Origin of the sequence: Chlorogloeopsis fritschii PCC 6912, from assembly GCF_000317285.1 — a bacterium.
Classification (GTDB): domain Bacteria; phylum Cyanobacteriota; class Cyanobacteriia; order Cyanobacteriales; family Nostocaceae; genus Chlorogloeopsis; species Chlorogloeopsis fritschii.
Genome location: NZ_AJLN01000120.1, coordinates 13,366 through 36,392 on the forward strand (window position 1 = coordinate 13,366; position 23,027 = coordinate 36,392).

The 23,027-nt window shown below is 41.7% G+C and carries 30 protein-coding genes; 15 read left to right on the forward strand and 15 right to left on the reverse strand.

What is annotated here, in order from left to right; translation table 11 throughout:
* Window positions 1-142: 142 nt before the first annotated feature.
* Window positions 143-586 carry a DUF3574 domain-containing protein gene (locus UYC_RS0127865; protein ID WP_016878326.1) on the reverse strand — a complete coding sequence of 148 codons (444 nt, stop codon included), beginning with the start codon at window positions 584-586 and terminating at the stop codon, window positions 143-145.
* Window positions 587-784: 198 nt separating this feature from the next.
* Here UYC_RS0127865 and UYC_RS0127870 point away from each other — a divergent pair, with 198 nt between their 5' ends.
* Window positions 785-2,080, forward strand: a complete 1,296-nt coding sequence (locus UYC_RS0127870) for a hypothetical protein (RefSeq protein WP_016878324.1) — start codon at window positions 785-787, stop codon at window positions 2,078-2,080.
* A gap of 134 nt (window positions 2,081-2,214) precedes the next feature.
* Here the strand turns inward: UYC_RS0127870 and pirA are convergent, their stop codons facing one another.
* Window positions 2,215-2,370 (reverse strand): arginine synthesis PII-interacting regulator PirA, encoded by a 156-nt coding sequence (gene pirA / locus UYC_RS39120; RefSeq protein ID WP_016879747.1) that lies wholly within the window; start codon window positions 2,368-2,370, stop codon window positions 2,215-2,217.
* A 112-nt stretch (window positions 2,371-2,482) separates the two neighbouring features.
* Between pirA and UYC_RS0127880 the strand changes: the two genes are divergently transcribed.
* Window positions 2,483-3,280 (forward strand): SAM hydrolase/SAM-dependent halogenase family protein, encoded by a 798-nt coding sequence (locus tag UYC_RS0127880; RefSeq protein ID WP_016878319.1) that lies wholly within the window; start codon window positions 2,483-2,485, stop codon window positions 3,278-3,280.
* Window positions 3,281-3,445: 165 nt separating this feature from the next.
* On the opposite strand, the gene UYC_RS40445 is transcribed toward UYC_RS0127880, so the two are convergent.
* Window positions 3,446-3,799 carry a hypothetical protein gene (locus UYC_RS40445; protein WP_422678751.1) on the reverse strand — a complete coding sequence of 118 codons (354 nt, stop codon included), beginning with the start codon at window positions 3,797-3,799 and terminating at the stop codon, window positions 3,446-3,448.
* An 82-nt stretch (window positions 3,800-3,881) separates the two neighbouring features.
* Between UYC_RS40445 and UYC_RS0127890 the strand changes: the two genes are divergently transcribed.
* Window positions 3,882-4,166 carry a hypothetical protein gene (locus UYC_RS0127890; protein ID WP_016878311.1) on the forward strand — a complete coding sequence of 95 codons (285 nt, stop codon included), beginning with the start codon at window positions 3,882-3,884 and terminating at the stop codon, window positions 4,164-4,166.
* Window positions 4,163-4,576 (forward strand): type II toxin-antitoxin system VapC family toxin, encoded by a 414-nt coding sequence (locus UYC_RS0127895; protein WP_016878310.1) that lies wholly within the window; start codon window positions 4,163-4,165, stop codon window positions 4,574-4,576. The genes UYC_RS0127890 and UYC_RS0127895 overlap by 4 nt, the downstream gene beginning before the upstream one ends.
* 6 nt (window positions 4,577-4,582) lie before the next feature.
* On the opposite strand, the gene UYC_RS38245 is transcribed toward UYC_RS0127895, so the two are convergent.
* Together UYC_RS38245 and UYC_RS0127900 are read right to left on the reverse strand one after the other, a co-directional pair.
* Entirely contained in the window at window positions 4,583-4,726 is a 144-nt protein-coding gene (locus UYC_RS38245; RefSeq protein WP_157171285.1) for a hypothetical protein, read from the reverse strand.
* Window positions 4,727-4,810: 84 nt separating this feature from the next.
* Window positions 4,811-5,134, reverse strand: a complete 324-nt coding sequence (locus UYC_RS0127900; protein WP_016878308.1) for a helix-turn-helix domain-containing protein — start codon at window positions 5,132-5,134, stop codon at window positions 4,811-4,813.
* Window positions 5,135-5,478: 344 nt separating this feature from the next.
* On the opposite strand from UYC_RS0127900, the gene UYC_RS0127905 reads away from it, so the two are divergent.
* From UYC_RS0127905 to UYC_RS0127920, 5 genes are all read left to right on the forward strand, one after another.
* The gene (locus UYC_RS0127905) at window positions 5,479-6,261 is read left to right on the forward strand and encodes a DUF2182 domain-containing protein (protein WP_016878306.1); all 783 of its coding nucleotides are present in this window, start codon (window positions 5,479-5,481) and stop codon (window positions 6,259-6,261) included.
* A 93-nt stretch (window positions 6,262-6,354) separates the two neighbouring features.
* Window positions 6,355-6,963 carry a DUF1326 domain-containing protein gene (locus tag UYC_RS0127910; RefSeq protein WP_016878304.1) on the forward strand — a complete coding sequence of 203 codons (609 nt, stop codon included), beginning with the start codon at window positions 6,355-6,357 and terminating at the stop codon, window positions 6,961-6,963.
* 150 nt (window positions 6,964-7,113) lie between these two features.
* A complete protein-coding gene (locus UYC_RS0127915) occupies window positions 7,114-7,350 on the forward strand; it encodes a hypothetical protein (RefSeq protein WP_016878303.1) in 237 nt (78 codons plus the stop codon).
* A complete protein-coding gene (locus tag UYC_RS36885; RefSeq protein ID WP_071588487.1) occupies window positions 7,313-7,570 on the forward strand; it encodes a hypothetical protein in 258 nt (85 codons plus the stop codon). Before UYC_RS0127915 ends, UYC_RS36885 begins: the two co-directional genes overlap by 38 nt.
* Window positions 7,571-7,836: 266 nt before the next feature.
* A complete protein-coding gene (locus UYC_RS0127920) occupies window positions 7,837-8,223 on the forward strand; it encodes a YybH family protein (RefSeq protein ID WP_016878302.1) in 387 nt (128 codons plus the stop codon).
* A gap of 87 nt (window positions 8,224-8,310) precedes the next feature.
* On the opposite strand, the gene UYC_RS38675 is transcribed toward UYC_RS0127920, so the two are convergent.
* Window positions 8,311-8,451 carry a hypothetical protein gene (locus UYC_RS38675; protein ID WP_162139015.1) on the reverse strand — a complete coding sequence of 47 codons (141 nt, stop codon included), beginning with the start codon at window positions 8,449-8,451 and terminating at the stop codon, window positions 8,311-8,313.
* Between the two features lie 184 nt (window positions 8,452-8,635).
* On the opposite strand from UYC_RS38675, the gene UYC_RS0127930 reads away from it, so the two are divergent.
* The 3 genes from UYC_RS0127930 (at window position 8,636) to UYC_RS0127940 (ending at window position 10,917) form a co-directional block, all read left to right on the forward strand.
* Window positions 8,636-9,262 (forward strand): Uma2 family endonuclease, encoded by a 627-nt coding sequence (locus UYC_RS0127930; RefSeq protein ID WP_016878300.1) that lies wholly within the window; start codon window positions 8,636-8,638, stop codon window positions 9,260-9,262.
* A gap of 306 nt (window positions 9,263-9,568) precedes the next feature.
* Complete coding sequence (locus UYC_RS0127935; protein ID WP_016878299.1) at window positions 9,569-10,225, forward strand: DUF2301 domain-containing membrane protein; 657 nt, start codon at window positions 9,569-9,571, stop codon at window positions 10,223-10,225.
* Entirely contained in the window at window positions 10,225-10,917 is a 693-nt protein-coding gene (locus tag UYC_RS0127940) for a YdcF family protein (RefSeq protein ID WP_016878298.1), read from the forward strand. The genes UYC_RS0127935 and UYC_RS0127940 overlap by 1 nt, the downstream gene beginning before the upstream one ends.
* A 9-nt stretch (window positions 10,918-10,926) precedes the next feature.
* On the opposite strand, the gene UYC_RS0127945 is transcribed toward UYC_RS0127940, so the two are convergent.
* On the reverse strand, window positions 10,927-11,529 hold the full coding sequence (locus UYC_RS0127945) for an alpha/beta hydrolase (RefSeq protein ID WP_016878297.1): 603 nt from the start codon (window positions 11,527-11,529) through the stop codon (window positions 10,927-10,929).
* A 155-nt stretch (window positions 11,530-11,684) separates the two neighbouring features.
* Here UYC_RS0127945 and dprA point away from each other — a divergent pair, with 155 nt between their 5' ends.
* On the forward strand, window positions 11,685-12,803 hold the full coding sequence (gene dprA / locus UYC_RS0127950) for a DNA-processing protein DprA (RefSeq protein ID WP_016878295.1): 1,119 nt from the start codon (window positions 11,685-11,687) through the stop codon (window positions 12,801-12,803).
* 430 nt (window positions 12,804-13,233) lie between these two features.
* Here the strand turns inward: dprA and UYC_RS0127955 are convergent, their stop codons facing one another.
* From UYC_RS0127955 to UYC_RS0127975, 5 genes are all read right to left on the reverse strand, one after another.
* Complete coding sequence (locus tag UYC_RS0127955) at window positions 13,234-13,821, reverse strand: hypothetical protein (protein WP_235083159.1); 588 nt, start codon at window positions 13,819-13,821, stop codon at window positions 13,234-13,236.
* 395 nt (window positions 13,822-14,216) lie between these two features.
* A complete protein-coding gene (locus UYC_RS0127960; protein ID WP_235083158.1) occupies window positions 14,217-15,311 on the reverse strand; it encodes a hypothetical protein in 1,095 nt (364 codons plus the stop codon).
* Between the two features lie 119 nt (window positions 15,312-15,430).
* Complete coding sequence (psb28, locus tag UYC_RS0127965) at window positions 15,431-15,805, reverse strand: photosystem II reaction center protein Psb28 (RefSeq protein WP_016878289.1); 375 nt, start codon at window positions 15,803-15,805, stop codon at window positions 15,431-15,433.
* 164 nt (window positions 15,806-15,969) lie between these two features.
* Window positions 15,970-17,514: a serine hydrolase gene (locus UYC_RS0127970; RefSeq protein WP_016878283.1), complete on the reverse strand. Its 1,545-nt coding sequence runs from the start codon at window positions 17,512-17,514 to the stop codon at window positions 15,970-15,972.
* A 383-nt stretch (window positions 17,515-17,897) separates the two neighbouring features.
* Window positions 17,898-18,686, reverse strand: coding sequence for an RNA methyltransferase (locus tag UYC_RS0127975; protein WP_016878275.1), 789 nt, complete (start codon window positions 18,684-18,686; stop codon window positions 17,898-17,900).
* Between the two features lie 166 nt (window positions 18,687-18,852).
* Between UYC_RS0127975 and UYC_RS0127980 the strand changes: the two genes are divergently transcribed.
* Window positions 18,853-19,536 (forward strand): general stress protein, encoded by a 684-nt coding sequence (locus tag UYC_RS0127980; protein ID WP_026087711.1) that lies wholly within the window; start codon window positions 18,853-18,855, stop codon window positions 19,534-19,536.
* A gap of 144 nt (window positions 19,537-19,680) precedes the next feature.
* The gene (locus UYC_RS0127985) at window positions 19,681-20,160 is read left to right on the forward strand and encodes a BON domain-containing protein (protein ID WP_016879748.1); all 480 of its coding nucleotides are present in this window, start codon (window positions 19,681-19,683) and stop codon (window positions 20,158-20,160) included.
* Window positions 20,161-20,279: 119 nt separating this feature from the next.
* Here UYC_RS0127985 and bioF read toward each other — a convergent pair whose 3' ends face one another.
* From bioF to UYC_RS0128000, 3 genes are all read right to left on the reverse strand, one after another.
* Window positions 20,280-21,455 (reverse strand): 8-amino-7-oxononanoate synthase, encoded by a 1,176-nt coding sequence (gene bioF / locus UYC_RS0127990; RefSeq protein ID WP_016878266.1) that lies wholly within the window; start codon window positions 21,453-21,455, stop codon window positions 20,280-20,282.
* 120 nt (window positions 21,456-21,575) lie between these two features.
* A complete protein-coding gene (ruvA, locus tag UYC_RS0127995; RefSeq protein ID WP_016878265.1) occupies window positions 21,576-22,214 on the reverse strand; it encodes a Holliday junction branch migration protein RuvA in 639 nt (212 codons plus the stop codon).
* On the reverse strand, window positions 22,211-22,957 hold the full coding sequence (locus UYC_RS0128000) for a sucrose-phosphate phosphatase (protein WP_026087710.1): 747 nt from the start codon (window positions 22,955-22,957) through the stop codon (window positions 22,211-22,213). Before UYC_RS0128000 ends, ruvA begins: the two co-directional genes overlap by 4 nt.
* Between the last annotated feature and the right edge of the window lie 70 nt (window positions 22,958-23,027).

Sequence of the window (23,027 nt, forward strand, 5' to 3'; positions counted from 1 at the left end):
CCTTACTATTTTTGTAGGGTGGTTACTGCTTAACTTTCTTCAAACCCTTATTTTTACGTTGTAGACAATGACTGCTTATAGTTATTATTGAATGTTAATCTAAGTAAATTTACATAGTAATTGTAAGAATGAAAATTGTTCCTTAAAAAGACACCTTGACGGAACTAGTTACGCGCAAGACAGATTCCTGATGGAATGCGCGCTTATAACTTGCGATCGCCTCTTCAACCATCTGATTTCTCTTGTGATTATTTTCGTAAATCAGAATCACTAGCTTAGTCTTTTCCCTGTTAAGGCTGCCAGAACTATTCAAATACTGTCCGTAGCCATCCATCACGGTTAATCCTTCTTGGAAACGGGGTGTGATGACACGGTTCAAAAATTGCTGCCATTGTTCCTCAGAAACTGTTCCTCCACCTGGTTTACTTAAGCCAAAGAACAACTCTTCTTTAGTGAGAATCTTGATGCTTGAGTTCTGAGAAGATTGGAGAGACTGGGCGCGAATATAAGTATTTAAATGGATAGGGGTGACTACAAGTAGGCTTGTAAGGATAAGATTATTGAAACTTTTTTGCCAAGTTATCATCTGTTTAAGCGTTTTACAATATGGGGTTGATAATTTCTGAATCTAAAATTGCAGACTAGACAGCCTACACGGGCAATGTACCCGCACTATACTTATTCCTACAAGCCTCCTGAAAGAGTTTTAGGATTGAAAGTGATTAATGTTGTTCAGATATCGAGCAAATTTAATTTGTATCAGTAGAAAAATTGTTGCCAACTTATGAGTATTCTATCTAGCTTAAAATTTCGATTCGCAGTAGGTTTTGCCGCTTTATCACTGATTGGTTTGGGCAGTGGTTATTTATACACTCAATCTACCAGTAACAAGCTATCCCAACACCAGAATTTATCCCTTGTGCAGCAGGAAATTTCTGACTTACCCCAACAGCATTTTCAAAATACAGCGATCGCAGAGCTTGCACCTCCAGATTCTACAGAAAAACAAAACTCTACTTTATCTAAGCAAAAATCAAGTTCTGCACCCTATAAAGTCATAGATGAGTTAAAAAGATATAAATTTAGCGTTCGAGGAAATCAAATTCTCTCTTCAGCCAAATTACCAAACACCAAGGTTAACTTCAATCAAAAGGATTTATTATTTGTTCTGATTAATACCAAAAAATATTTCCAAACCTACTCTTCCCAAGACGCAGATATTTTACGTACAGGATTGTTAGCTAGTTCTGGAGTAAGTGTACAAGATGTTCTCAAAACCTTAGATTTTATGATTGCCGTCTTGCAGGAAGATATTGCCAACAATAGAGTGACTCGTTTACAAGATCCGAATTTTATTAACAAAAATTTTCGGGTGATCAAGTGGTCTGCTTACAATCCGCAAAACCGCAATCAAGAACGTTTACGAATTACCAAATATGCTGTATTTACCCATCCAGGCTCTCGTAAAAAAACTGCTAAATTCAATACCCCTATTTATAGTTTAAAAGATAATGGAAGCAGTAATAAATTCTATACCAAATATACAAAACAAGATGTATTATCGGGTATTTATGAACCAGGTGGGAAAGAATTTGGAAAAGTGGAACCCCTCGCCTATCTCACCAGAGAAGGATTAGAAGAAGCATTAATGCAAGGAACCATACTTATTAATTTCAATGATGGTTCTAAAGCATTTTTTAATGTAGACAGAAACAATGGAATACCTTATATAAAAGGAGTATCGCCTAGAGCACAAAAGCGTTATTGGTATTTTAGAAAGGTTGATGCTATCAAAGGTTATGGTTATAAAATAGATGCAAAAATTTCTATTAAACCAGGAGTAACTTTTGCTGGAGATGTTCTAAACATTGGTCTGGGTAAAATAATTGTGCTTGAGTATCCTCAAGGTGGAAGTAAACGACTGAAAATGGGAATCATCGCAGATACAGGCGGAGCATTTTTACCCAATCTTTATCAACTCGATTTTTTAGCTGGTATCTTCCAGAATCAAAATGCTTTTAAGCGACATATCAGTCAATTGCCTGAATACGCCACAGCATATATTTTAGTCAAAAAATAAACAGGCTCAACAAGTGATGCACTAAATATCAAATTGCTGTATTTTACGCATCCCTAATCAAAAAAAAAGCCCGCTGCTTAGGCGGGCTAAAATACAACAAAACTATGACAAACTATGAACAATAATCTTTTTATTTAGCTAAAATATTTCATTTCTTCCTCTAACTGACGAACTAAATTTTCATCGCCTCTAGCTCTAGCTACTTCCAAGCGATGTTGCAAACTTCTGCGAATACTCTCTCTATGAGCTTCCCGTGCTTTTTTTACGGCTTCAAGTCTGTTTGTCATCATAAGTATCATCCTCTTTCATCATTTTACTTATGTCTTGTAATCTTAACATATCAAATTTTTAGTTACTTTTGCTACAGAAAATTATTTTAAATTATATAGAAAGTGTTAATTTATGTCAGAAACTTTAAGAAATCAACCACTTCTAACATTGTTGAGTGATTTTGGCGATCGCGACGTATATGTCGGCGTCATGAAAGGAGTAATCGCCCAAATCAACCCCAAAATCACAGTGGTAGATTTAACACACCAAATTCCACCGCAAGACATCGCAGCAGGCAGATTTTGTTTGATGGATGCTTGCTCTTATTTTCCTGCGGGAACAGTACACGTGGCGGTGGTAGATCCGGGTGTGGGAGGAAAAAGAAGAGCGATCGCTCTCCAGTTTGCGACAGGATTCTTAGTGGGGCCGGATAATGGATTATTGAGTGGAGTGTTAAGTCAAAATCCTGCCATTGCAGCAGTAGAACTCACAAACCCCGATTACTGGCGCACTCCTCAACCTAGCAGTACTTTCCACGGTAGAGACATCTTTGCACCCGTTGGAGCTTATCTTGCTAGCGGTGTTCCTCTCAAAGAGTTAGGGCGAGAAATTAACCCAGAAACATTGGCTAGGCTGGAGATAGGCAAAATTTCTTTAGAAAAGAATAATATCACAGGTTCGATTCAATATATAGATACTTTCGGTAACTTAGTGACTAACATTCCTGCAAGTTACGTGCAAGGCAAAACCTGGAGCGTACAAGTGGGTGAAAAGATAATTAACGGATGTAGTACTTATGGAGACGTTGAAATTGGAGAGGCGATCGCGCTTGTTGGCAGTCACGACTGGGTAGAAATAGCCATTAATTGTGGTAATGCACGGGTTCAGTTGCAGATGAATTTGGGAGATACTGTACAAGTTTGCTATTGAGAGCTTATTTGATAGCTTGCCATAAGACGGACAGACAAGTTGTTTTGTGTGTTAGCCCTCTATATTTTTTTGAGGACATAGCAGTAGAGTTATTCTTTGGTTAGGCGATTAAACTTGAATAGAATCAAGCCCAGTTTGATAAGATGATTGGCATAGTTGGAGAAACTATAAAGAACTGACGAGTGGAACAATCCCCAATGTCCGAAAAGTAGCTGAACTTGAGGTATCGTGAAACGATGAGATTTGATCAAACACCTCGAAGAGATGGGATGTGTATTCATTCGTCATGGTGGTAAGCATGACTGGTATCAGAATCCGAAAACAAAAGTATCTCAACCTGTTCCAAGGCATCGAGAAATTAAGGAACAGCTTGCCAAACATATCATCAAAATGCTTGGTGACGAGGGCTAACACAGCGTTGGTGCGGACGAATAGAGGTTGTCTGCCGCCGCACAACTTCACCGTTAGACTGAAAATTCTCGGTGTGAAGTGGATGAAAGGTTGCTTATAGGTGTTCACAGTTAAGCGATCGCACTAACGTCATTATCTAAAGTTAACGAGAAAGTAAAATAGGGTCAGTCCTTTTCCCCAGTTGTTAACGATGGACGGAACTAATACTAATGTAGAGCGACAAAAGTTAATTGAAGTAATCAGTACCTTGCCTGACGAGGTTTTGCTTGAGCTTGCCAGTTTTGTTGACTATCTTCGCTACAAGTCAATTCACTTAAAAGAGCCTGAAAACAAAAATGCTTCCGGTTTTCTACTGGCAGTCGCAGGTTTGGGTAACTCTGGTGAACACGATATTTCAGAGCGAGATGAGGAGATTCTTCGCAATGAAATTGATCCTGTTTATGGTTGGAATCTCAAGCCGAGTCATCCTACATGACAGCGATACTCGATACCAGTTTTCTGTTTGCGTTGAACGATCGGGGCGATCGTAATCATGAACGTGTGTTAGCTGTTGCTAAAAACGTGAGTGAGGCACTGATCCTGCCTGCGGTTGTCTTGCCTGAAATTTCTTACCTGATTGCATCCAGATTAGGGCACAAGGCAATGCGTCATTTTGTATATAGCCTTACAACCAGCGCAGTTCAAATTGAGCCTGTCTTATTAGAAGATTTGGTGCGAGTACATGAGGTTTTGGAGCAATATGCCGATAGTCAACTTGACTTTACAGATTCGGCGATTGTTACCATAGCTGAAAGGCTTGCTATTACTCGCATCTATACACTTGATCGTCGAGATTTTTCGCTTATTCGTCCAAGGCACTGCGGTTACTTTGAGCTATTGCCTTGAATCGAGCTAACAAGTCGCTGCACCGGAAAACTCCAATATGGTTGGCTGATATGCAAAGGCTGTTTGCATCCGGTAACCTTGATCGTTAGACTGAAAATCCTCGGTGTGAAGTGGATGAAAGGTTGCTTGTAGGTGTTCAGAGTTAAGCAATCGCAAGTTAACCCGATGAGCGTGCTTTAGGTTGTTGGTGAAGTAACGGAAGATAATAATAAGGTGATCTGCGAGTGCCTAAAATCACGAAGCAACAACCCGCGTTTGAGCCTGTGAATGAGACTTGGGTTTCACCACAATTTCCACGTCTCGCCCCAAAGCATTTAAGAAGCGAAACAGTCGCGCAGTCGAAAAGCCTGATAATTTCCCATTGATTAATGCTGAGATTTTAGGTTGGTCAATTCCTAACAATTCTGCTGCCTCAGCTTGAGTCATCTGCTGCTTGGTAATAATGCTGCCGATCTTGCGGGCAAGTTCTGCTTTGACAAGCAATTCGTCAGAGTTCTCTAAATCCAAATCTGCAAACACATTGCCACTACTAGCTTGTGCTCTAATTTCTTGAGTCATATTTCACTTTCCCTACTGCTCGTTGTAATTCTCTGAGTAATGTTCTTTGGCTCGTTTCAACCTTGCTTCAATTAATTATGAGTAGATTAAACTCTGTGTTGCTAGCCAGCTAACAAGTCACTGCACCAAAACGCCGTGATTTAGTTGGTTGAGTTGCATAGGTTATCTGCGAAGGCGTGAGCTTAGTCGTTAGACTGAAAAGCCTCGGTGGGGAAGTGGATGAAAGGTTACCTGTAGGTGTTCACAGTTAAGCGATCGCGACTCCATTGCAAGTCCAGATATTATTGATGTAAAGATTGTTGAATCTTAGAGAAGCTTGCTTAGACAATTGATAGGTTGGTTGTATGACTTCTAGCAAATTAGTAGAACAGTTTCTGAAGCATCAACGACTAGCAATAATTGCAAGTCTCATCGGTGTGACAGCGATTGCCTGGTGCTACCTGATTATTTTGGCTGTTGGCATGAACGAAATGATGGCAGCGCCCATATCGGATATGGCCCATTTAAAGCCTTGGACTACTGTTGATGCTGCCTTGATGTTTTTGATGTGGACTGTGATGATGATTGGCATGATGGTGCCTAGTGTATCACCTACTATCTTGCTTTATGCCCGCGTTTTCCAAAAACGAGCGAAAAACGAGCGAGTATTCGTTCCCACAGGTGCTTTTTTGGGTGGTTATTTAACGATTTGGACTGGCTTTAGTGCTGTGGCAACATTACTTCAGTGGGGGTTGGAACAGGCTGCTCTCCTCTCGCCAATGATGGTCAGTACAAGTCCGTTGCTTGGTGGATTGATTTTAATTGCTGCTGGGATTTATCAGTTAACCCCTTACAAATCTGCCTGTCTCCAGCATTGTCGTTCGCCTGTTGATTTTCTATCAAATAATTGGCGAAGTGGAACGTGGGGAGCTTTGATCATGGGTCTAGAGCATGGAATCTACTGCCTCGGTTGTTGTTGGGCATTAATGGTTCTTCTGTTTGTGGTGGGAGTCATGAATCTGCTTGGTATCGCTGCGATCGCAATTTTTGTGCTACTAGAAAAAGTGACGCGATTCGGGAAGCTCATAAATCGAATCGGAGCCTTATTACTTACCTTATTGGGAATTACTATTATGGCAACGGCATAGTGAAGTCCTTCTTGCTGAAAATCCCTTTTTTGTGAAACCTCTTCCAGTAGATAGATTAGAGAAAAATTACGACTCAGAAAAAGGAGACTAAAAATGGCAAACTGGTGGTGGAAAGCTGATTACTTTGAAACCTGTAACTGTGCTTATGGATGTCCTTGTAATATCAACGCCATCCCGACTGACGGTACCTGTCAGGCCATTGGTGCCTGGGCAATAAAAGAAGGTGCCTACAACGACATACGTTTAGATGGACTGAAACTGGCTCAATTTGTTTACTGGCCGAATCCCATTCATGAGGGAAATGGTAGAGCCGTTATTTATATTGACGAACAAGCGAACGAAGCACAGCGAACTGCGCTGACTGAGATAGCAACAGGAAATGCCGGCCCAGGAGGCCCGTTTGAGATTTTTTCCAGTACCTATTCCGAACCGCCGAAAGTGGTATTTGGCTCCATGCAACTGGAGAGGAGCAACAAAGAAGCAAACTTGAAATTTGGCGATCTGGCTCATGCGGAAATTGAGCCTGTTCGCTCCGCAATGGATAACTCAGTAGCAGATGTACACATGGTTTTGCCAAGTGGATTTATTTGGCAGGATGCTGAGTTAGTCAATACAAAACTCTGCGAGGTGAATGCTGACGGTTTAAAATTCCGACACGAAAACTCAAATGCCTTCCTTTCTGAAGTTGCATACAACATCTAATGGTTTTTTCGAGAGTCGCATCACATTACGCTGAATCGGAACGGAGTATAAGGTTGTCTGTCGGTGTTCACAGTTAAACTGAGATAAACAGATAATCGATTTTTACGGCAAAGCTATAATCCGATCAAGGTCAAAGATTTAGAAACTGATATGTCAACCCTTGAGCAAATTGAAGCAGCTATTCTTACCCTCCCCTCGGATGAGTTTAAGCAGCTCAGGCAGTGGTTTTTTGACCTGAATTATCAGCGTTGGGATGAGCAACTAGAGCAAGACATTACAGATGGTAAGCTAGAAGCTTTGGCTGAAGAGGCGATCGCTGATTTCAAAGCGGGCGCTGTCGAGAAGTTTGATGCATTACACAACGCAAAGATTTTGGAAGTGTTATGACGCACTGCCTGAAAGTGTGCAGGAAACGGCAAACCAATGTTATGAGCTTCTAAAAGCTGATCCGTCTCATCCGTCGTTACACTTCAACAAGCTTGGTAAAAAGTACTGGTCAGTTCGGGTAGGTTTAGATTACCGAGCTTTGGGTGTCGAGGTTTATGGTTGGAATCTTAAACCAAAGATTTGTAATTTTCTGTTGCGAAAACTGCTGCAAATTAGGTAGTGTAAACGTACTGTGCTAACAGCAGTTAAGTAATTTAGGTGAAGTGGCTTTCGCAGAGCTTGTCCTAACGACTCACTACACAAGGACGTATAGCGATCTTACTTAATTTCGGCTCAAAATTAGTCTTGCGCTAGCGAGTTCGATGATATTAGGCAGCATGAAGATGCTCTCATGAGAGCCGATGCAAAAAGTCGGTTTCGGTTATACCAACACTACTCACCTGCTGTGCAACAGGAGAGAGTAAATTAACCAAGGAGACACAAACGATGATTGATGCGAATGAGGTTCTCAAAGCAATGTGTGAGAAGTATCAGGCTGCCGTTAGCGCTAACGATTCACTAGCCTATCGCAAGCTATTCGCAACAGACGCGATTCGGATTCCACCAGGATCGGAGCCTGAGTACGGCCCGGATGAGATTTCAAAGAGCGAACAGAAAGATTATGATGTTGCCAAATGGAGTATCCAATCTAGACCGATTGATGCTCTACGAATTGACGATCAATGGATATACGGAATCGCACACGTTGATATAACCACTGTTGCCCACGCTGATGGAGCGACAAATTCATTCCAAGCCACGAAGGCTTTGCTCCTCCATAGAGAGGAATCGGGGGAATGGTTGATCAAAAGGCAGATATGGAACCTCAAGTAATAACCGTTGGCGTCGGGGTTCTTTGTTGAAGGAAATATGAAGTGTTACCAGCCGCTTGCTTGAAGCGAACTGATGCAATTATTGGTGTTATGGCAAAGGTTGTTTGCCGCCACCCAACCGGAACTGAGACTGAAAATTCTCGGTGGGAAATAGATGAAAGGTTGCTTGTAGGTGTTTAGAGTTAAGCGATCGCACTGCTTGTAGGTGTTTAGAGTTAAGCGATCGCACTGGCTTACGATCTGAACTTAACGAGAAAGTAAAATAGGGTCAGTCCCTTTCCCCAGTTGTTAACGATGGATGGAACGAATGTAGAGCGACAAAAGTGAATTGAAGTAATCAGTACCTTGCCCGACATCGTATTTATTCCATTCATATTGGTAGACTAAAGGCATTGATTGGGCTAAGTTGACCTATGACCATTGCGATCAACCAACCAATACAACAGAAGCCACTTAGCTTTGACGAGTTTCTCGTTCTTTATGGTGGCGATAACCGCTACGAACTGATCGATGGAGAGGTGTTCGACTTGGAACCAACAGGCCTGCATGAAGAGGTTGCAGCCTTCATTACCGCAAAGATCTGTGTCCAGATCGACAGAACAAGCTTACCTTGGTTTGTCCTTCAGCGGGGACTATTGCGCCCTTCTAACATTGGTATGACAGCATTTCGACCTGATGTTGCAGTTGTCGATCAAGATGAACTTATCAAAGAACCGCTTTGGTCTGAGCAATCGATCCTGACTTTAGGCAGTTCGATTAAGTTTGTAGCAGAAGTTGTTAGTGGCAACTGGCAAAATGATTATGCCCGTAAAGTCGAAGACTACGCAGTTTTAGGTATTCCCGAATATTGGATTGCAGACTATGCAGGGTTAGGTGGTACTCGACACATTGGGAAGCCCAAACAACCTACCCTCTCTATCTGTAAGCTAGTGGATGGGGAGTACGAGATTCAGCAATTTCGGAGCAATGAGACTATCGTCTCTCCAACCTTCCCAGATTTAAAACTGACGGCTGAACAGGTGTTGAGGGCTGGTAGGTAAAATCGTCATGATGCGACTACAGCCGATGTGAGATTGATATATGTTAACAAGCGGACGGGCGATCGCACGCGACACTCGACACCAGTTTTCTGTTTGCGTTGAATGATCGGGGCGATCGTTACGTTACTCTACAGTTTTGAATTACCATAACAACATTAAAAAAGCTGTGGAGGTGCTGGAAAATATAATTAGGTAATTATTAACTTGCGATCGCCTGTGCTGTTTATCATAAAAAGTGTTGGTTACAATTATCTATCTAATTAGACATTGCCCAGTAAAGTCTAAGTAATTCATGTGATTTTGTATATGACTACACAAACATTATCTGCACCCGAAGTATATCAAGGTCAGTTTGGTGAGTTTACAATTAACAAGGGCGATCGCACTGGTGTGATTATCTACCGCAGTGGCTTAATGGTGGCTGCTATTTGTTTTGCGATCGGCACTGCTTTAGTATTATTCAACCCTAGCCCCAGTATTTACAACTGGCTGACTCCTCTGTATGCTTGTTTCAGCCTTGCGCTCGGTGTGAGTTTATTGACCATCCATATTTACATGGTAGAACTGCACCGCATCTTGCAAGTATTTTGGGCGATTGGTAGTATTTCCTCGATAGTAGTGGCACTATCGAGCAGTGAACCTTTGGCTGTTACCGTTTACACTCAACCCTTGACTCTATTGGGAGTTGGTTTTACCTTCGCTGCTTTGACAGGAATTTATTTTAAAGAAGGATTTTGCTTTAATCGTCTGGAAACGAAAGTACTTACTCCCATTGTGCCCTTACTACTACTAGGACATTTACTGGGTATTTTATCTATGCATTGGGAACGAGTTTTATTAGGAATTTGGGCAATTTTCTTTGTAATTTTTGCTGTACGTAAAGTAGTGCAAGCAATTCCTCCGGATATCGGAGATAAATCTGTGTTTGAATATCTCAAATCCCAACGTTCTGCAAAGGTGTAATGCATAGAAAAATTCAACCAAAGCAGAAGAAAAATTTCCCCGTCTTCCGTTTATTTAAACGCCAACAAATGTGGGTGCTGACGGTTCCAGGATGGGGAATTTTCATAACTTTAGTTGCTAGTTTAATTAGTTTTAGCTTTATTAACATACACCCATTTCTTGCCGTGACTTCTCCTGTAAAAGCAGATATCCTGGTTGTGGAAGGTTGGATACCAGATTATGCACTTGTACAAGCTTTAGCTGAATTTAAAAAGAATTCCTATCGTCAACTCATCACCACAGGAATCCCGTTAGAAAAGGGATTTTATCTGGCTGAATACAAAACTTATGCGGAAATGGCTGCGGCAACTTTAAAAAAATTGGGTTTAGAACCAGAAAAGATAGTCGTTGTTCCCTCCCAAGAAGTTACCAAAGATCGCACCTACGCATCTGCGATCGCATTACAGCAGTGGCTAGAAAATGCCAATTTCAAGATAGAAGCGGTTAATCTGTTCACCTATGCAACCCATGCTCGTAGAAGTTGGCTGATATTTCAACAAGCCCTTGCACCTAAAATACAAGTAGGAGTGATTGCTAGCTCACCACAAAATTACGACCCAAACAAATGGTGGATGTATAGTACAGGTGTGCGCTCAGTTATTAATGAAGTTGTGGCTTATGTTTATGCTTTTATTTTTAGTTGGAAAGCTTGAGATTAAATTTTAGAACTCCAACGGCGATAGTAATGTCGTGCCGAAGTCATCTGTGAGTAGAAAACCAGAGAAACTAGAAAAGAAATCAGCTTTGTTTACTATGTCTAAAGCTGTTGGTAAATTAACGACAAGTCTTTGACTGGGATAAGCTTCTAGAAATGAGATCACTCCTAGACCTTTTGATGATGCAGCTCCTAAGATAATTGCAGATCGCAGTGCTTGTATACCTGCGTTGTCACGACGAGCGATCGCTGGGGCAACAAAATTTAGAGCTATTTTGCCAGTTTCTGAGTTGACTAGCTTATCTAAAGCCACAACACCCAAAGGTATTTTCATCTGTAGCACCTTTTGTAATTTCTGTTGCTGTTGTGAGCTTAAGTAACCCAAAATAGATTTTAAATCGTCAGAAACTTGTTGCGTTTCGGCATATTTGCGTAAATCTGCAACAGAGAGAGATTCCTCAAATAATCCATATCTAATGACAATTTCTTCTGCTGCCAAACTAGGAGATGAATTAAGAATACTATTGAAAGCTAAAAATAATGAACAACTAGAAATGGATAACAGAAAGTGACTGAAACATTTGATGGTAGAAAATCGTGGCAATGACATCGGTAGCTTTATGCTGGCTGTTATGCATCAAACATACCATCAATCTTTGTCTTTGCTCTAAAGAATGCAGGATTTTGGGATTTTATTTTTATCTTATCGTGAACAGACACACATAATCTGGGAATAATCAACCCAGAGCAGATGAGGATGGAGAATTGGCAGTTGAACGTGCATATTGGCTAGCTTGGTCGCACATATCTGGAATTGGCCCGATATTGGTGCAACGATTACAACAGCATTTTGGTACACTCAAAACAGCTTGGGAAGCCAGTCCAAAGCAATTAGAAGCCGTGGAGGGTTTTGGGTTTCAGACATTGGCAAAGGTAGTAAAACAGCGATCGCATCTTCATCCCGAACAATTACTTGCCCAGCACCAAGAGCAAAATCCCTATTTTTGGACACCAGCAGATCCAGAATATCCTCGCTTACTGCTAGAAATTTCCAGTCCTCCACCTGTTTTGTACTACCGTGGAGCAGTGGAACTACAAGAGAATCTCGGACAAATACCAATGGTGGCAATTGTCGGAACGCGGCAACCTTCAGAATATGGTATTCGTTGGACTCGCCAAATTAGTACAGCTTTAGCTAAAAATGGGTTTACAGTAGTTTCTGGTTTAGCAGAAGGAATTGACACTGAAACTCACGCTACCGTCATTAAAGCCGGAGGGCGCACGGTTGCAGTTTTAGGTACGGGTGTAGATGTTATCTATCCAGCCCAAAATCAACAACTGTACAAGCAGATTTTAAACACTGGGTTAGTTTTGAGCGAGTATCCAAGCAAAACCCCGCCCGATCGCGCCCACTTTCCCCGCCGCAACCGGATCATTGCCGGGTTGTGTCGTGCCGTGTTGGTAATGGAAGCACCTTTGAAATCTGGTGCTTTGATTACAGCTAACTATGCAAACGAATTTGGTAGAGATATTTATGTGTTACCAGGCAGGCTGGATGATTACCCATCTCAAGGTTGTTTAAAGCTACTCAGCCAAGGTGCCGCCCCCATCCTCAAAGAGTTAGACGAACTATTAAAAATGTTGGGAGCAATTCCACAGATGGATTTTGTTCAAGTATCCCCAGAACCACAGCAATTAACCTTGCCTGATTTGTCACCAGAACTGCAAAAGGTAATGGATGTAATTTCCTCAGATTATTTGCCCTTCGATACGATTATCCAACAAACTGGTATGGCGACAGGCGAGGTTGCTAGTGCTTTGTTGCAGTTGGAATTGATGGGTTTAGTTTCGCAAATGCCGGGAATGAGGTATAGGCGTAGTTGATAGTATTTTTTTAACATCTTCAGATTGCACGAATGCGATCGCTTTTTTCGGTTCCCAGCAAGAAAGTCTATCATTGCCTTGGGGTAAGATTTCTTTTCACTCTCAGCAGATGATGGCAGCACTTTTAAGATGTAATATTTTCACATTCACAAGATATACTAAACAAACTCAACGACCACCAAGCCAAATGCGTATACTGAGCGCACTCAAACCAGGTAAAAGTAAACACATGGTAAGTAATTATCACCGCCTCAATCCCCCGGCAAGGCGACTTAATGTGCCATTAGTAAGTTTGTTGCTACACAAATTAGAAAATATGGTTTTTTACGCATTTTTTATTATTTCCTAGAGATCAAGTTTCAAATAAATATCAGCCGTTGTCATAAAATTAGCGAGTAAAGTCAAAACTAATTTTATGACTTGCTCAATTTCATGACTGGACTAGTTGAATATCTACAAGCGGAGTTAGCACCTCTCCAGTCCAAATATTTTCTATTATTCTTTGTAAGGCGATTGGTTCAATCCACTGAGAAAGATCCTCGACACCTTCACGAGATTTACGATACTTGAACCGAAATTGATATGTACCTGGATACAGTGGGGAAAAACAATAAATATCCTCGGCTGGAAAAGGAATATATAAAATTAACTCTCGATCACGCTTTTTTTTCCGGTTCCGCATCCAAAAAAGAGAAGCATCTCGATAAAGTGTTACTGATCTTCCTGGTATTAACAGCACGAACTCAGATTCCATTGGTGAGTTAAATCGCTCACAGCCGATACCTGTTATCATTAATTGACCATCGGGTGCGATCATTTCTGGAAACATGGAGTAAAAATTCGATGAAAAATAAAGCATAGTTTCCGTGTTATTCGTAATGCGAACACCAAGCTCTACAGAAGTAGAAGCAGCGCGTTTTGGTTCAGGAATAGTTAATAATGTTTGAGATACTATAGTTTCAAAACGAACACCATCTACTTCAACCACGTTGCTGTCATGTGATTCAAAAGATGTCATGTGACTACCCTCTTTATTTACATTGAGATATAGCAGCCAGGTAAACATGACAAGCGACGCTTTGTTTTTTTGCCTACTGACTGGGTGCTACTTGGCGTTAAAGTGTTAGCGTGAGGCTAACGTTGTAATTCTGGAAAATTTTTTAGATCATCTTTGCGATCGCCCTAGTTTTAAGTGAAGTCTTAGTAGTAGGCTCTTGCTGAGGGTGAAGATAGCGATTAGTAGCCACCAAAGCAAGCCATCACCCATCTGTTCTTGACCGAGTAGGGAACGTGATTATAGGTGAAATTCTACAAAGGGTGTAGTTACTATTCCCGTCAAAATGCTTTCTATTTGCTTTTTTTCTCCAGTTTCTGAGTCGTCAAAGTTCACTAATGTTGTAATACAACTAAAACTTACGATCGCGTTAATTTGAAGTCCACAAATGGTGTAATTACCATACCTGTCCAAACATCTTCGATTTGCTTCCAGTTCATATCTTCTTGGTCATATGCTTTGATTGACGCTTGTATATTCACATAGTTAAGCTGAATTTTATAAGTACCAGAATCGAAAAATTCAAAAGTATAGGCTCCTCCATCTTGAGCATCAATTACTAATAGAATCTTGTCATTTTGTTGCCACCAAATTGCAGTACCAGGGAAAAATGTTACATCCTCTCCAGGCATGGCTAAGACAAAATCTGACTTTTCAGCTTGTCTAAACCAATCACTAAAGCCCCCTCTAAAAAGTCTTTGACTATTTGTCCCTAAAATTTCTGGAATTACGGTGACATAGAAACTAAAGCACACAGGATTTAATCTGTTATTGGTCATCCGAATTCCTGCTAACTGTAATCCAGCCTTGGCTCCGGGTTCTTTTTTCGGTATATTTAACTCCTGTTTTGGTACAAGAGTTTCAAAGCGAATGCCATCTACTTCAACTGCTGTTTTATTATGTTCTAAAGGTTGAACTAAACGGAGATTCACAAAAGGAGTTGTTAGATTAGCTATGTTGTTTTCTTTTAATTCCGCTAGATGTCTTGTTTCTGGATTGGAGCATATAGCTTCCCTACTGGGAATATCACAAATAAACCGCAGTTTGTATATTCCTGGCTGAAGACTATCAAAATTCCAATAATTTTCAGGTGTAATTGGTGAAGCTTCCAAATAATGCCAATAAGTTGGAATTTCCAGTTGAAGTGAATTATTCCGCCAAGAAATTCTTCCAAGTAAGGTAATACCTACAGGTAATCCTCGTGTAATTAATCCCCATTTATTTCCTTTAGTTCCAGGCTCTTGTGGTTTAAGTGTTTGCCCATCCGGTGCTACAAGTTCCGGAACTAAATCTCTAAAAGGCAAAGGCGATGATGTATTGTTCTTGAAACTAATACCTAATTCTACAGTAGCAATACTTCCAGGCTTATTTTCTGGGAGTGCGATCGCCAGCCACAATATCTGGTATCCCCTTTCCAAGTCGCATGGGTGCGTCAATTTGCATACGAATGCCATGTTCTTTGGAGGCTTTATTTTTCTTTGATTTTTTAGATTTTCTAGAAATACTTAGCTATCCTCTCAAAAACTAGAGATTAAATCAGACTAAACACCCCAATCAAAATCTGAAGCGCATTTTATGGTTGCGATTCTCCATACGCCATACCATTTGCCTCGGCGTAACGATGCATAAATCGCATAAATCTGTCCCAATAGTCATCCCGTTCGATTTCAAATTTGTACTCGACTCGCTGTAATTCGTCACCTTCTGCACCCCCAAACACAAATTGCACAGAAGAAGGAGTGACGCTAATTTCACCTTCTTCATCAGTTAAGCGCATGGAATTTAAGGATTGTTTCGTGAAGCTGTTAAATCCTTCGATAGCTTTTAATTGATTAAACGTCATTAAGACGCTGCGCTTGCCAGAAGTGCGACCGCGTCGTAAGCTGACATTGCTCAGTTCTTCGTCAATGCCAGCAAAAAATTGGATCGAGGGTGTAATAGATGTCATCAGCAATTCAAGATTTCAAATTCAAAATTCAAAACGTCATTTGTCCTTTGTCATAAGTCATTGGTAAGGGTTTTAGAGGTGTTTACTTTTCGTAATATAGTTATGTTTAATTTCACTTGTCCATTTAGCTATTAGCTATGACCCATCCAAAACAAGCAGGAAGATTATCTTTGATAAGGATAATAATACTGCTGAGGGGTCATCATTGGTGGAGACTGATAATTATTGTTTACAGGAGGCATAGTGCTACCCATATTATTTGTTAGAGACGGATTTATGAGTGGAGGCTGATAAGAGGCTGGCGGCAGCGTGCTTGTTGGTGTCACACCAGGTGCCATCACAGGAGGCTGATAACCTGTTGTAGGCATGGGAGCAACTTGAGTCAATTGTTGGTAAGCAGCACGAGAAATGGAGCTAATTAATTTCTCAGCACGCGGATCGTTGTTAGGGCGCTTCACCATGACTGCAACTATGTAGCGCTTGTTCGTGGGCAGATCGACTAAGCCTGCATCTGCAAGCATAGTACCAATATCCCCGGTTTTGTGGGCAATTGTTGCACCTTGTCCCAAACCTGTTGGTAAAAGATGGTTTCTGACTGTTTTACGCATGATATCAAGGATGCGATCGCGCGAAATCATGCCTACTAGATTGCCTTGATTTACCATCGCCATCAAATTTCCTAATTCTTTGGGGCTAGTGGTGTTAGTACCTTGCAAATCGGGAAGTGGGTTGCGAATGGTTGTGATTGTCAAACCCCAACTACGAAAACGCTGATTTAAAGCTTCAATACCACCCATACGGGTTATTAGCATATTTGTTGCTGTATTGTCGCTGATTGTCATCATCTTCGTTGCAACTTCCAATGCTGTGAACTGAGTTCCTACTGGTTTGAATCGCATATCTCCAGAACCACCCACAACCATTTCCTTTTGCATTGTGAGTGATTCATCTAGGCGAATTTTGCCACTATCCACATCTTGGAAAAAAGCAACAAGAATCGGAATTTTAATCGTGCTGGCGGCGGGAAAACTTGAGGAGGCATTCACATCTACATAGCCACCATTATCCAAATCTACTACAAAAACCCCTGGCGTCAGATTTGGATTGTCAGCTACTAAGCTTTGTACCGCAGTTTTTAAGGGGGTAATTTCTTGTGATAACGATAAGCCAGAAACTGCTGTAGGAGTTGGATTTGGTTGTGTTTGCATTTGCCTTGGGTTATTATTTGATGTTCCCTGTGTCGAAATGCGGCTAGCAGGATCTAAAACTGATAGGACTGTTCCCACGATCGCGCCGATACCAACTCCCACAATTAATAACCGTAGAGCATATAAAATAGTTTTTGCCATAGGCTTTAACCGTGTTTTTCGGGATGAGCTGATTTTTTTGCGTGGTGCTTGCTTGCGCATCCCCAAAGTTTTCACTTTTACATTACTAGGTTTTAAGGGAGGTATTTGCTTCTGTACCCTTGGGCTGGGTTTAATGGTTGCTGGCATGATTACCCCCGGTCGTTTCCCCGCTGCATTAGCATTATTGAGGGGACGATTAGCTTCTGGTCGTATCATTATTGCTTTACCTTGAGCAGTAGGCTGCTGACTAGATGCTTTTACTTGATTCTGCCCCGATTTTTGCCCTTTGCGAGGACGCTGGCGCTTTTCTTTAGGGGCTTGACGCCGCGATAAACCTGTTATGGTGGTTTTGGTTGGCATACAATTTTATAGTGGTGATATAAACTACACAATATAGCAATTGTTTTTGGGGCTTTGTCTAGGTGGACGCAAATAGTTTTTTATTAATCTCCATAAGGTTTTGTAAGGATAAATTCAACTTTTATTTCCGCAGATTTTCGCGCCAGACTATCTCCTAGAATATGCTGTTAATAAAGTATATACAGACACATATAAACATGGTAAAGTTTAATCTTGATGATTAAGGAAGAACAGAGGGAAAACAAGCCAGAAGTCAAAATATTCTTTGTTCTGACTGCATTTTTATTGTGTGTCCTTTTCTGCTTTGAATTGAGATTTTGTGTTTAGTTTAAGGCATACTCAATCGGTTTGGGAGGGTAGTTGCATACATGGTAGGCGATTAATTATGAATTTTCGCGATCGCTTTTGTTCTCTAGTGCCCATTCTACCTGTCGCAAAATACCTCGTAACATAGAAACTTCTCTAGTTTGTAATTGAGCACGATTATATAGTTGGCGAAATTTTTCCATACGGCTAGCTGCTGTATGGGAATAAAGGTATCCAATCTTTAGTAGTAGAGATTCTAATTGCTGGTAGTACGCCTCCACAACATCTAAAGGAGCGAGTTCAGAATCAGACGTGGAGACAACCAGACGCAAAGAACCATTCTCCCCCTCTCCCTCTCTCCCCCCTTCCTCTTCTGTCCCCTTGTCCTCTTTTGCCAGTTCATAGCAGCAAATAGCCACAGCAGTCGCCAAGTTCAGTGATGGATAGCTGGAACTAGTGGGAATGCGAACAAAGCGCTGGGCATAGTTTAATTCTTGATTAGTTAATCCTCTGTCTTCTCTACCAAAAATCAGTGCTGACGGTTGCCCTATTTCTTCCAATAACCAAGGTAGTGCCGTGGAGGGTTTTTCTAAAGGTGCTTCCCAGTGATGGGCGATACCAGTCGTAGCGATCGCTCGCCTGCATCCTTGCAAAGCCTCTGGCAATGTTGCGACTGATACCGTTGATTCTAAAATATCCCAGGCATGTACTGCCATTTTTCTTGCTTCTATTCCTAAAGGATCGCATTGAGGATTTACTAACACCAGCTGATTGAATCCAAAATTTTTCATGACTCGTGCAACAGATCCTACATTTAAAGGCCCAGCTGGCTCTACTAAGATAATTTTCACCCCACTTATTGCCATGTACCATTTCTCCAGTTGTACTACCTCTGTCTTCTATGCCCCATTTTCACAGACAATAACCCATCGATTGATAGATCGGCAGTTTATCCTTGCGAGCGATGAAACTCGCTTCAAAACAAGGGAAAACAGTAATATAAGCGCAAAAACAATAGATGGAGAAATCAAAATGGTTGTAGCACAAAACCAACATCAGCGTGCTGTTGGGGTATTTTCTAACAGACGTGACGCCGAACATGCACTCACCGAACTAAGAGATGCTGGCTTTAACATGAATAAGGTTGCTGTAATTGCCAAAGACGCAGATCGCACAGGTAGTATTGGTGGTGTTGACGCCCAAGAAAATGTTGGCAATAAGGCTGATGAAGGAGCTGCTGCTGGAGCAGTGACAGGTGGTATATTAGGAGGTCTCACAGGTCTGCTCGTTGGTTTAGGTACTTTAGCAATTCCTGGTGTTGGCCCTATTTTACTTGCAGGAGAAATAGCTACAGCTTTAGCTACAACTGCTGCTGGTGCTGGTATTGGTGCTGCGGCTGGCGGGTTAGTCGGAGCATTGATTGGCTTGGGAATTCCTGAAGAACGAGCTAGGGTTTATAACGATCGCATCTCCCGTGGCCATTATCTAGTTATAGTCGAAGGTACGGAACTAGAAATCCAACGTGCCGAAAGTATTCTCAGAAATCGGGGTATTGAAGAGTTTGGTATTTACAATGCTCCTACCGTCGATACCACCGATGCCACTCGCCGCAGCGACTACGTAAATCCTTCTACTTCCACAGTAGATACCACTCGCAGTGTTACGACTAACGATCCCAAGGTAATCATCGTTGATCGTCGGGATGAAACTATCTAGTAAAAATATAGAGTTTTTGAGCAGTTGTAGTTGGTGGTAACTCATAACTCTAAATGATTACCTAATGATTGTTTTATCAATATTCGCTCCTCAAACTTGCACATAAGTTAATTAATCACTAAAACTTTGAACTAACAAAAAGAAATGAAGAGACTCATTCCGTTACTAATCAGCAGTGTACTGGTGGTAGGTGTGGCAGCTTGCGAAACTAACTCTAGAACTAGTACCGAAGCTCCCAGCAACGTTAATGAAAACGTTAACGCACCAACCAAAGATACGGCTCAACAAACTCAGCAAGACGCTGTTAGCGACACTCGTAAAGCTCAAATCGAGTCTGACATTCGAGCACGGGAGCAACGTAACAACATCACTGGTGGGGATGCAGACAGAGCTGATGCAGATCTTGAAAGCGAAGTTCGCGGTAAATTAGAGGCAAATTTACCAGCTAGTCAGTTAACAGTTGATGCTGAAGAAGGTGTTGTAACCATTGCTGGAACGGTTCCAACTCAAGAGCAACTGAATAGAGTTCCTACTTTGGCACAAGAAATTAAAGGTGTCAAAAACGTAGATGTTAAAAATGTTAAGGTTGCTCCAGCTACACCTACACCTAATCAACCACAATAATCACATTATTGTCTTGCACCCTTGCCTGCGGGAAGGGTATAAGACGATCAAGAGAGCCAGAGGCTCTAGTTCTCGCTCCCAGGTTCAACCTGGGAACGAGGATTTGTTGCATTCAGAGTTTAAAGTTTTTCAAACCAGCTATGAAGAGACTGGATTAATTTCTCGATATGGGCTGCTTCGTGAGTTGCCATTACAGAGATGCGTATCCGACTTGTGGGAACGGTGGGGGGACGAATCGCAGGGGCAAATATACCAGCGGATTTGAGATATTGTCCTACTTTGAGTGCATCGGCTGCACTCGGTAATTGCAAGCACAGAATGGGTGATTCTGAAGGTAGTAATCTTTGGTTTGGTAAGTATTTTTGCATCAACTCTTTCAGTTGGGCTACATTTTGCCAGAGTTGGGTATGGCGTTGCGGTTCTTGTTGTACTACGTGAATTGCTGCTAATGCTGCTGCCGCATCAGCAGGCGAAAGAGCGGTGGTATAAATCCAAGTCGATGCGCGATTTCGCAAAAAGTCAATGAGGGTGGCGTTTGCCGCTACATATCCACCTAAACTACCCAAAGCTTTACTCATAGTGCCAATTTGGATGAGTTGTCTGCCCGTACAGCCAAAATGTTCTACACATCCAGCACCAGTTTTTCCTAAAACTCCAGTAGCATGAGCTTCATCAACTAGCAGCATACAGCTAAACTCTTCAGCTAGCTCCAACAGTGCAGGTAGAGGGCATAAATCCCCATCCATGCTGAAAACGCTATCGGTAACAATCAGACAGCGTCGGTAGTTTTGTCGCACTCGTTGTAACTCACTTTTTAAAGCGCAAACATCACAATGAGGAAATTCAATTATGGTTGCACCACTAAGAATTGCTCCATTTTTTAAACTTGAATGATTATACTGGTCAGCTAAAATTAAATCTCGCTTGCCTACTAAAGCAGTTATTGTCCCTAAATTTGCCAAATAACCCGAACTAAAAACCAGCGCATCTTCTGTTTGCTTGAGAGATGCGATCGCCTCCTCTAATTCACAGTGTAATTTTCTGTGTCCACTGAGTAATCGAGAACCAGTACTGCCAGTTCCATACTCTTGGATAGCAGCAGTTGCTGCGGCTATTAAACGCCAATCGCCAGCTAATCCCAAATAGTCATTACTGGCAAAATTAATTACCTCTCGTCCTTCTAAAAGCACTGTTGCACCTGGATCGCCGTTAATTGTTTGTACAGAACGATACCAGTCCGCACGGTGAATAGTTGCTAGAGATTGTTCTATCCAAGCGTAAGGATCGACAGCCATGTTTTAGCAGGAGAGAGCGCGAGGGGGAGACAACAAGACAAGGGGACAACAAAGCAGGGGGCACCAGGAGCACAGGAGTAGTGAACAACTAACCACTAACCACTAACTACTATCTATTAACTAATGACTACATTCACTACTACTAAGATGAGCGATCGCTTGTTTAATCCAGTCTTCTACATAGGCGTCTTTAGGCAATCCAATATCTTCGCTGACTACGTGTAAGGCATGGCTGACTTCACTGGGAGTGTAACCCAATGCCAACAGAGTCATTTGTACTTCTTCAAGGATACCCGGTGCAGGGCCACCTGTAGCGACGAAAAATCCTGCTGTTTTGCGCCATTCAATTAACTTGCTTTTCAACTCCAAACAGATACGTTCGGCAGTTTTTTTGCCGACGCCAGGAGCTTGAATTAATAATTGAACATTGCCAGTAATAATGGTTTGCACTAATTCTGGCAGTTCTAGAGTGTCTAATAAAGCGATCGCCAAAGCTGCACCGATACCACTAACACTCAACAAGTGGCGAAACACATCACGTTCTCCAGGCGAAGCAAACCCATATAGAAATGGCATCTCCTCTCGAATTTGGTAATGGGTAAATACTTGTACTTCGCCTCCCGACTCTGGTAACTGCTGTGCCATTCGTGCCGGGATTTGCAAGTCATACCCTATGCCATTGACTTCGAGAGTGAGAATATAGCGATTACCGCCATGTTTCTGAATTCCTGCGACGATACCTTTAAGATAGCTAATCATTCTATGAGTCCAAAATATCGTAATCCTTCAATAATTCCGCCCGCACAGAAGTTCTTTGCCAGGTAGCGGCGATCGCCAGGGTTCTCATTGTGCCACTGGAGTAGCTCTGGGCGAGCGTTTCCAACAATGATTCCTCGTTCGTTGCCTGCGGCGAATAAAGCAATATCATTGCCAGAATCACCACAGACGACAGTTTGCTCGGCTAAAAATTTCCATTCTTGACGGAGAAATTGTACTGCCTGACCTTTATCGCTCCTGTCAGGCACAATGTCAAGGTCTATACCACTACTATAAATTAACTTTATATTTAGACCTCTTTTCCGTAACTCTGATTCTAACTGGGATAAAACGGTTACAGATGCATCTTGGTTCAAGAAAAAACTCACCTTGAAGGGGCGCTGTTCTGAATCGGGTTGTGGTTGTAATTCCGGGAAATTAGCAGTAGTAGATAATACCAATTCTCTGTCCCATCCTTGTGAAAGTTTTTCTGCCCAAGTTGGATCAAAAGTGTCGCCGTTTATATATATTTCTGTTCCTACAGCCAAAATCAGGGCATCTGGTTCTAAAAGATTTTTTTCTTCTTTCAGTTCTCGATACAGAATTGGCGATCGCCCAGTCGCATACACAATTTTGGTGCCGTGTTCTTGGCGGTGCCTTTGCAAGCGATCGTTTAATTCCAATAGAGCCTTGTCATCGCCTACGAGAGTGTTATCTAAATCGGTTACAAATAGAAATTTAGTCACAGCAACCTCTTTTGTCAGCTTTACCATCCAAAAGTTTATGCTGTAATGGCGCTGATCTCATCTGTTTTTA

Excerpts from the sequence above, each read along its gene's own strand:
- psb28 (WP_016878289.1), bottom strand. The coding sequence starts at position 15,805 with ATGACATCTATTACACCCTCGATCCAATTTTTTGCTGGCATTGACGAA.
- UYC_RS0127865 (WP_016878326.1), bottom strand. The coding sequence starts at position 586 with ATGATAACTTGGCAAAAAAGTTTCAATAATCTTATCCTTACAAGCCTA.
- UYC_RS0127970 (WP_016878283.1), bottom strand. The coding sequence starts at position 17,514 with ATGCCAACCAAAACCACCATAACAGGTTTATCGCGGCGTCAAGCCCCT.
- UYC_RS0127945 (WP_016878297.1), bottom strand. The coding sequence starts at position 11,529 with ATGTCATTGCCACGATTTTCTACCATCAAATGTTTCAGTCACTTTCTG.
- UYC_RS0127930 (WP_016878300.1), top strand. The coding sequence starts at position 8,636 with ATGACCATTGCGATCAACCAACCAATACAACAGAAGCCACTTAGCTTT.
- UYC_RS0127985 (WP_016879748.1), top strand. The coding sequence starts at position 19,681 with ATGAAGAGACTCATTCCGTTACTAATCAGCAGTGTACTGGTGGTAGGT.
- UYC_RS0127870 (WP_016878324.1), top strand. The coding sequence starts at position 785 with ATGAGTATTCTATCTAGCTTAAAATTTCGATTCGCAGTAGGTTTTGCC.
- UYC_RS0127905 (WP_016878306.1), top strand. The coding sequence starts at position 5,479 with ATGACTTCTAGCAAATTAGTAGAACAGTTTCTGAAGCATCAACGACTA.
- UYC_RS0127890 (WP_016878311.1), top strand. The coding sequence starts at position 3,882 with ATGGACGGAACTAATACTAATGTAGAGCGACAAAAGTTAATTGAAGTA.
- UYC_RS0127900 (WP_016878308.1), bottom strand. The coding sequence starts at position 5,134 with ATGACTCAAGAAATTAGAGCACAAGCTAGTAGTGGCAATGTGTTTGCA.
- UYC_RS0127920 (WP_016878302.1), top strand. The coding sequence starts at position 7,837 with ATGATTGATGCGAATGAGGTTCTCAAAGCAATGTGTGAGAAGTATCAG.
- UYC_RS0127910 (WP_016878304.1), top strand. The coding sequence starts at position 6,355 with ATGGCAAACTGGTGGTGGAAAGCTGATTACTTTGAAACCTGTAACTGT.
- UYC_RS0127895 (WP_016878310.1), top strand. The coding sequence starts at position 4,163 with ATGACAGCGATACTCGATACCAGTTTTCTGTTTGCGTTGAACGATCGG.
- UYC_RS0127880 (WP_016878319.1), top strand. The coding sequence starts at position 2,483 with ATGTCAGAAACTTTAAGAAATCAACCACTTCTAACATTGTTGAGTGAT.
- bioF (WP_016878266.1), bottom strand. The coding sequence starts at position 21,455 with ATGGCTGTCGATCCTTACGCTTGGATAGAACAATCTCTAGCAACTATT.
- UYC_RS0127975 (WP_016878275.1), bottom strand. The coding sequence starts at position 18,686 with ATGGCAATAAGTGGGGTGAAAATTATCTTAGTAGAGCCAGCTGGGCCT.
- UYC_RS0127935 (WP_016878299.1), top strand. The coding sequence starts at position 9,569 with ATGACTACACAAACATTATCTGCACCCGAAGTATATCAAGGTCAGTTT.
- ruvA (WP_016878265.1), bottom strand. The coding sequence starts at position 22,214 with ATGATTAGCTATCTTAAAGGTATCGTCGCAGGAATTCAGAAACATGGC.
- UYC_RS36885 (WP_071588487.1), top strand. The coding sequence starts at position 7,313 with ATGCATTACACAACGCAAAGATTTTGGAAGTGTTATGACGCACTGCCT.
- UYC_RS0127940 (WP_016878298.1), top strand. The coding sequence starts at position 10,225 with ATGCATAGAAAAATTCAACCAAAGCAGAAGAAAAATTTCCCCGTCTTC.
- UYC_RS0127915 (WP_016878303.1), top strand. The coding sequence starts at position 7,114 with ATGTCAACCCTTGAGCAAATTGAAGCAGCTATTCTTACCCTCCCCTCG.
- pirA (WP_016879747.1), bottom strand. The coding sequence starts at position 2,370 with ATGATGACAAACAGACTTGAAGCCGTAAAAAAAGCACGGGAAGCTCAT.
- UYC_RS0127955 (WP_235083159.1), bottom strand. The coding sequence starts at position 13,821 with ATGACATCTTTTGAATCACATGACAGCAACGTGGTTGAAGTAGATGGT.
- UYC_RS0127980 (WP_026087711.1), top strand. The coding sequence starts at position 18,853 with ATGGTTGTAGCACAAAACCAACATCAGCGTGCTGTTGGGGTATTTTCT.
- UYC_RS0127960 (WP_235083158.1), bottom strand. The coding sequence starts at position 15,311 with ATGGCATTCGTATGCAAATTGACGCACCCATGCGACTTGGAAAGGGGA.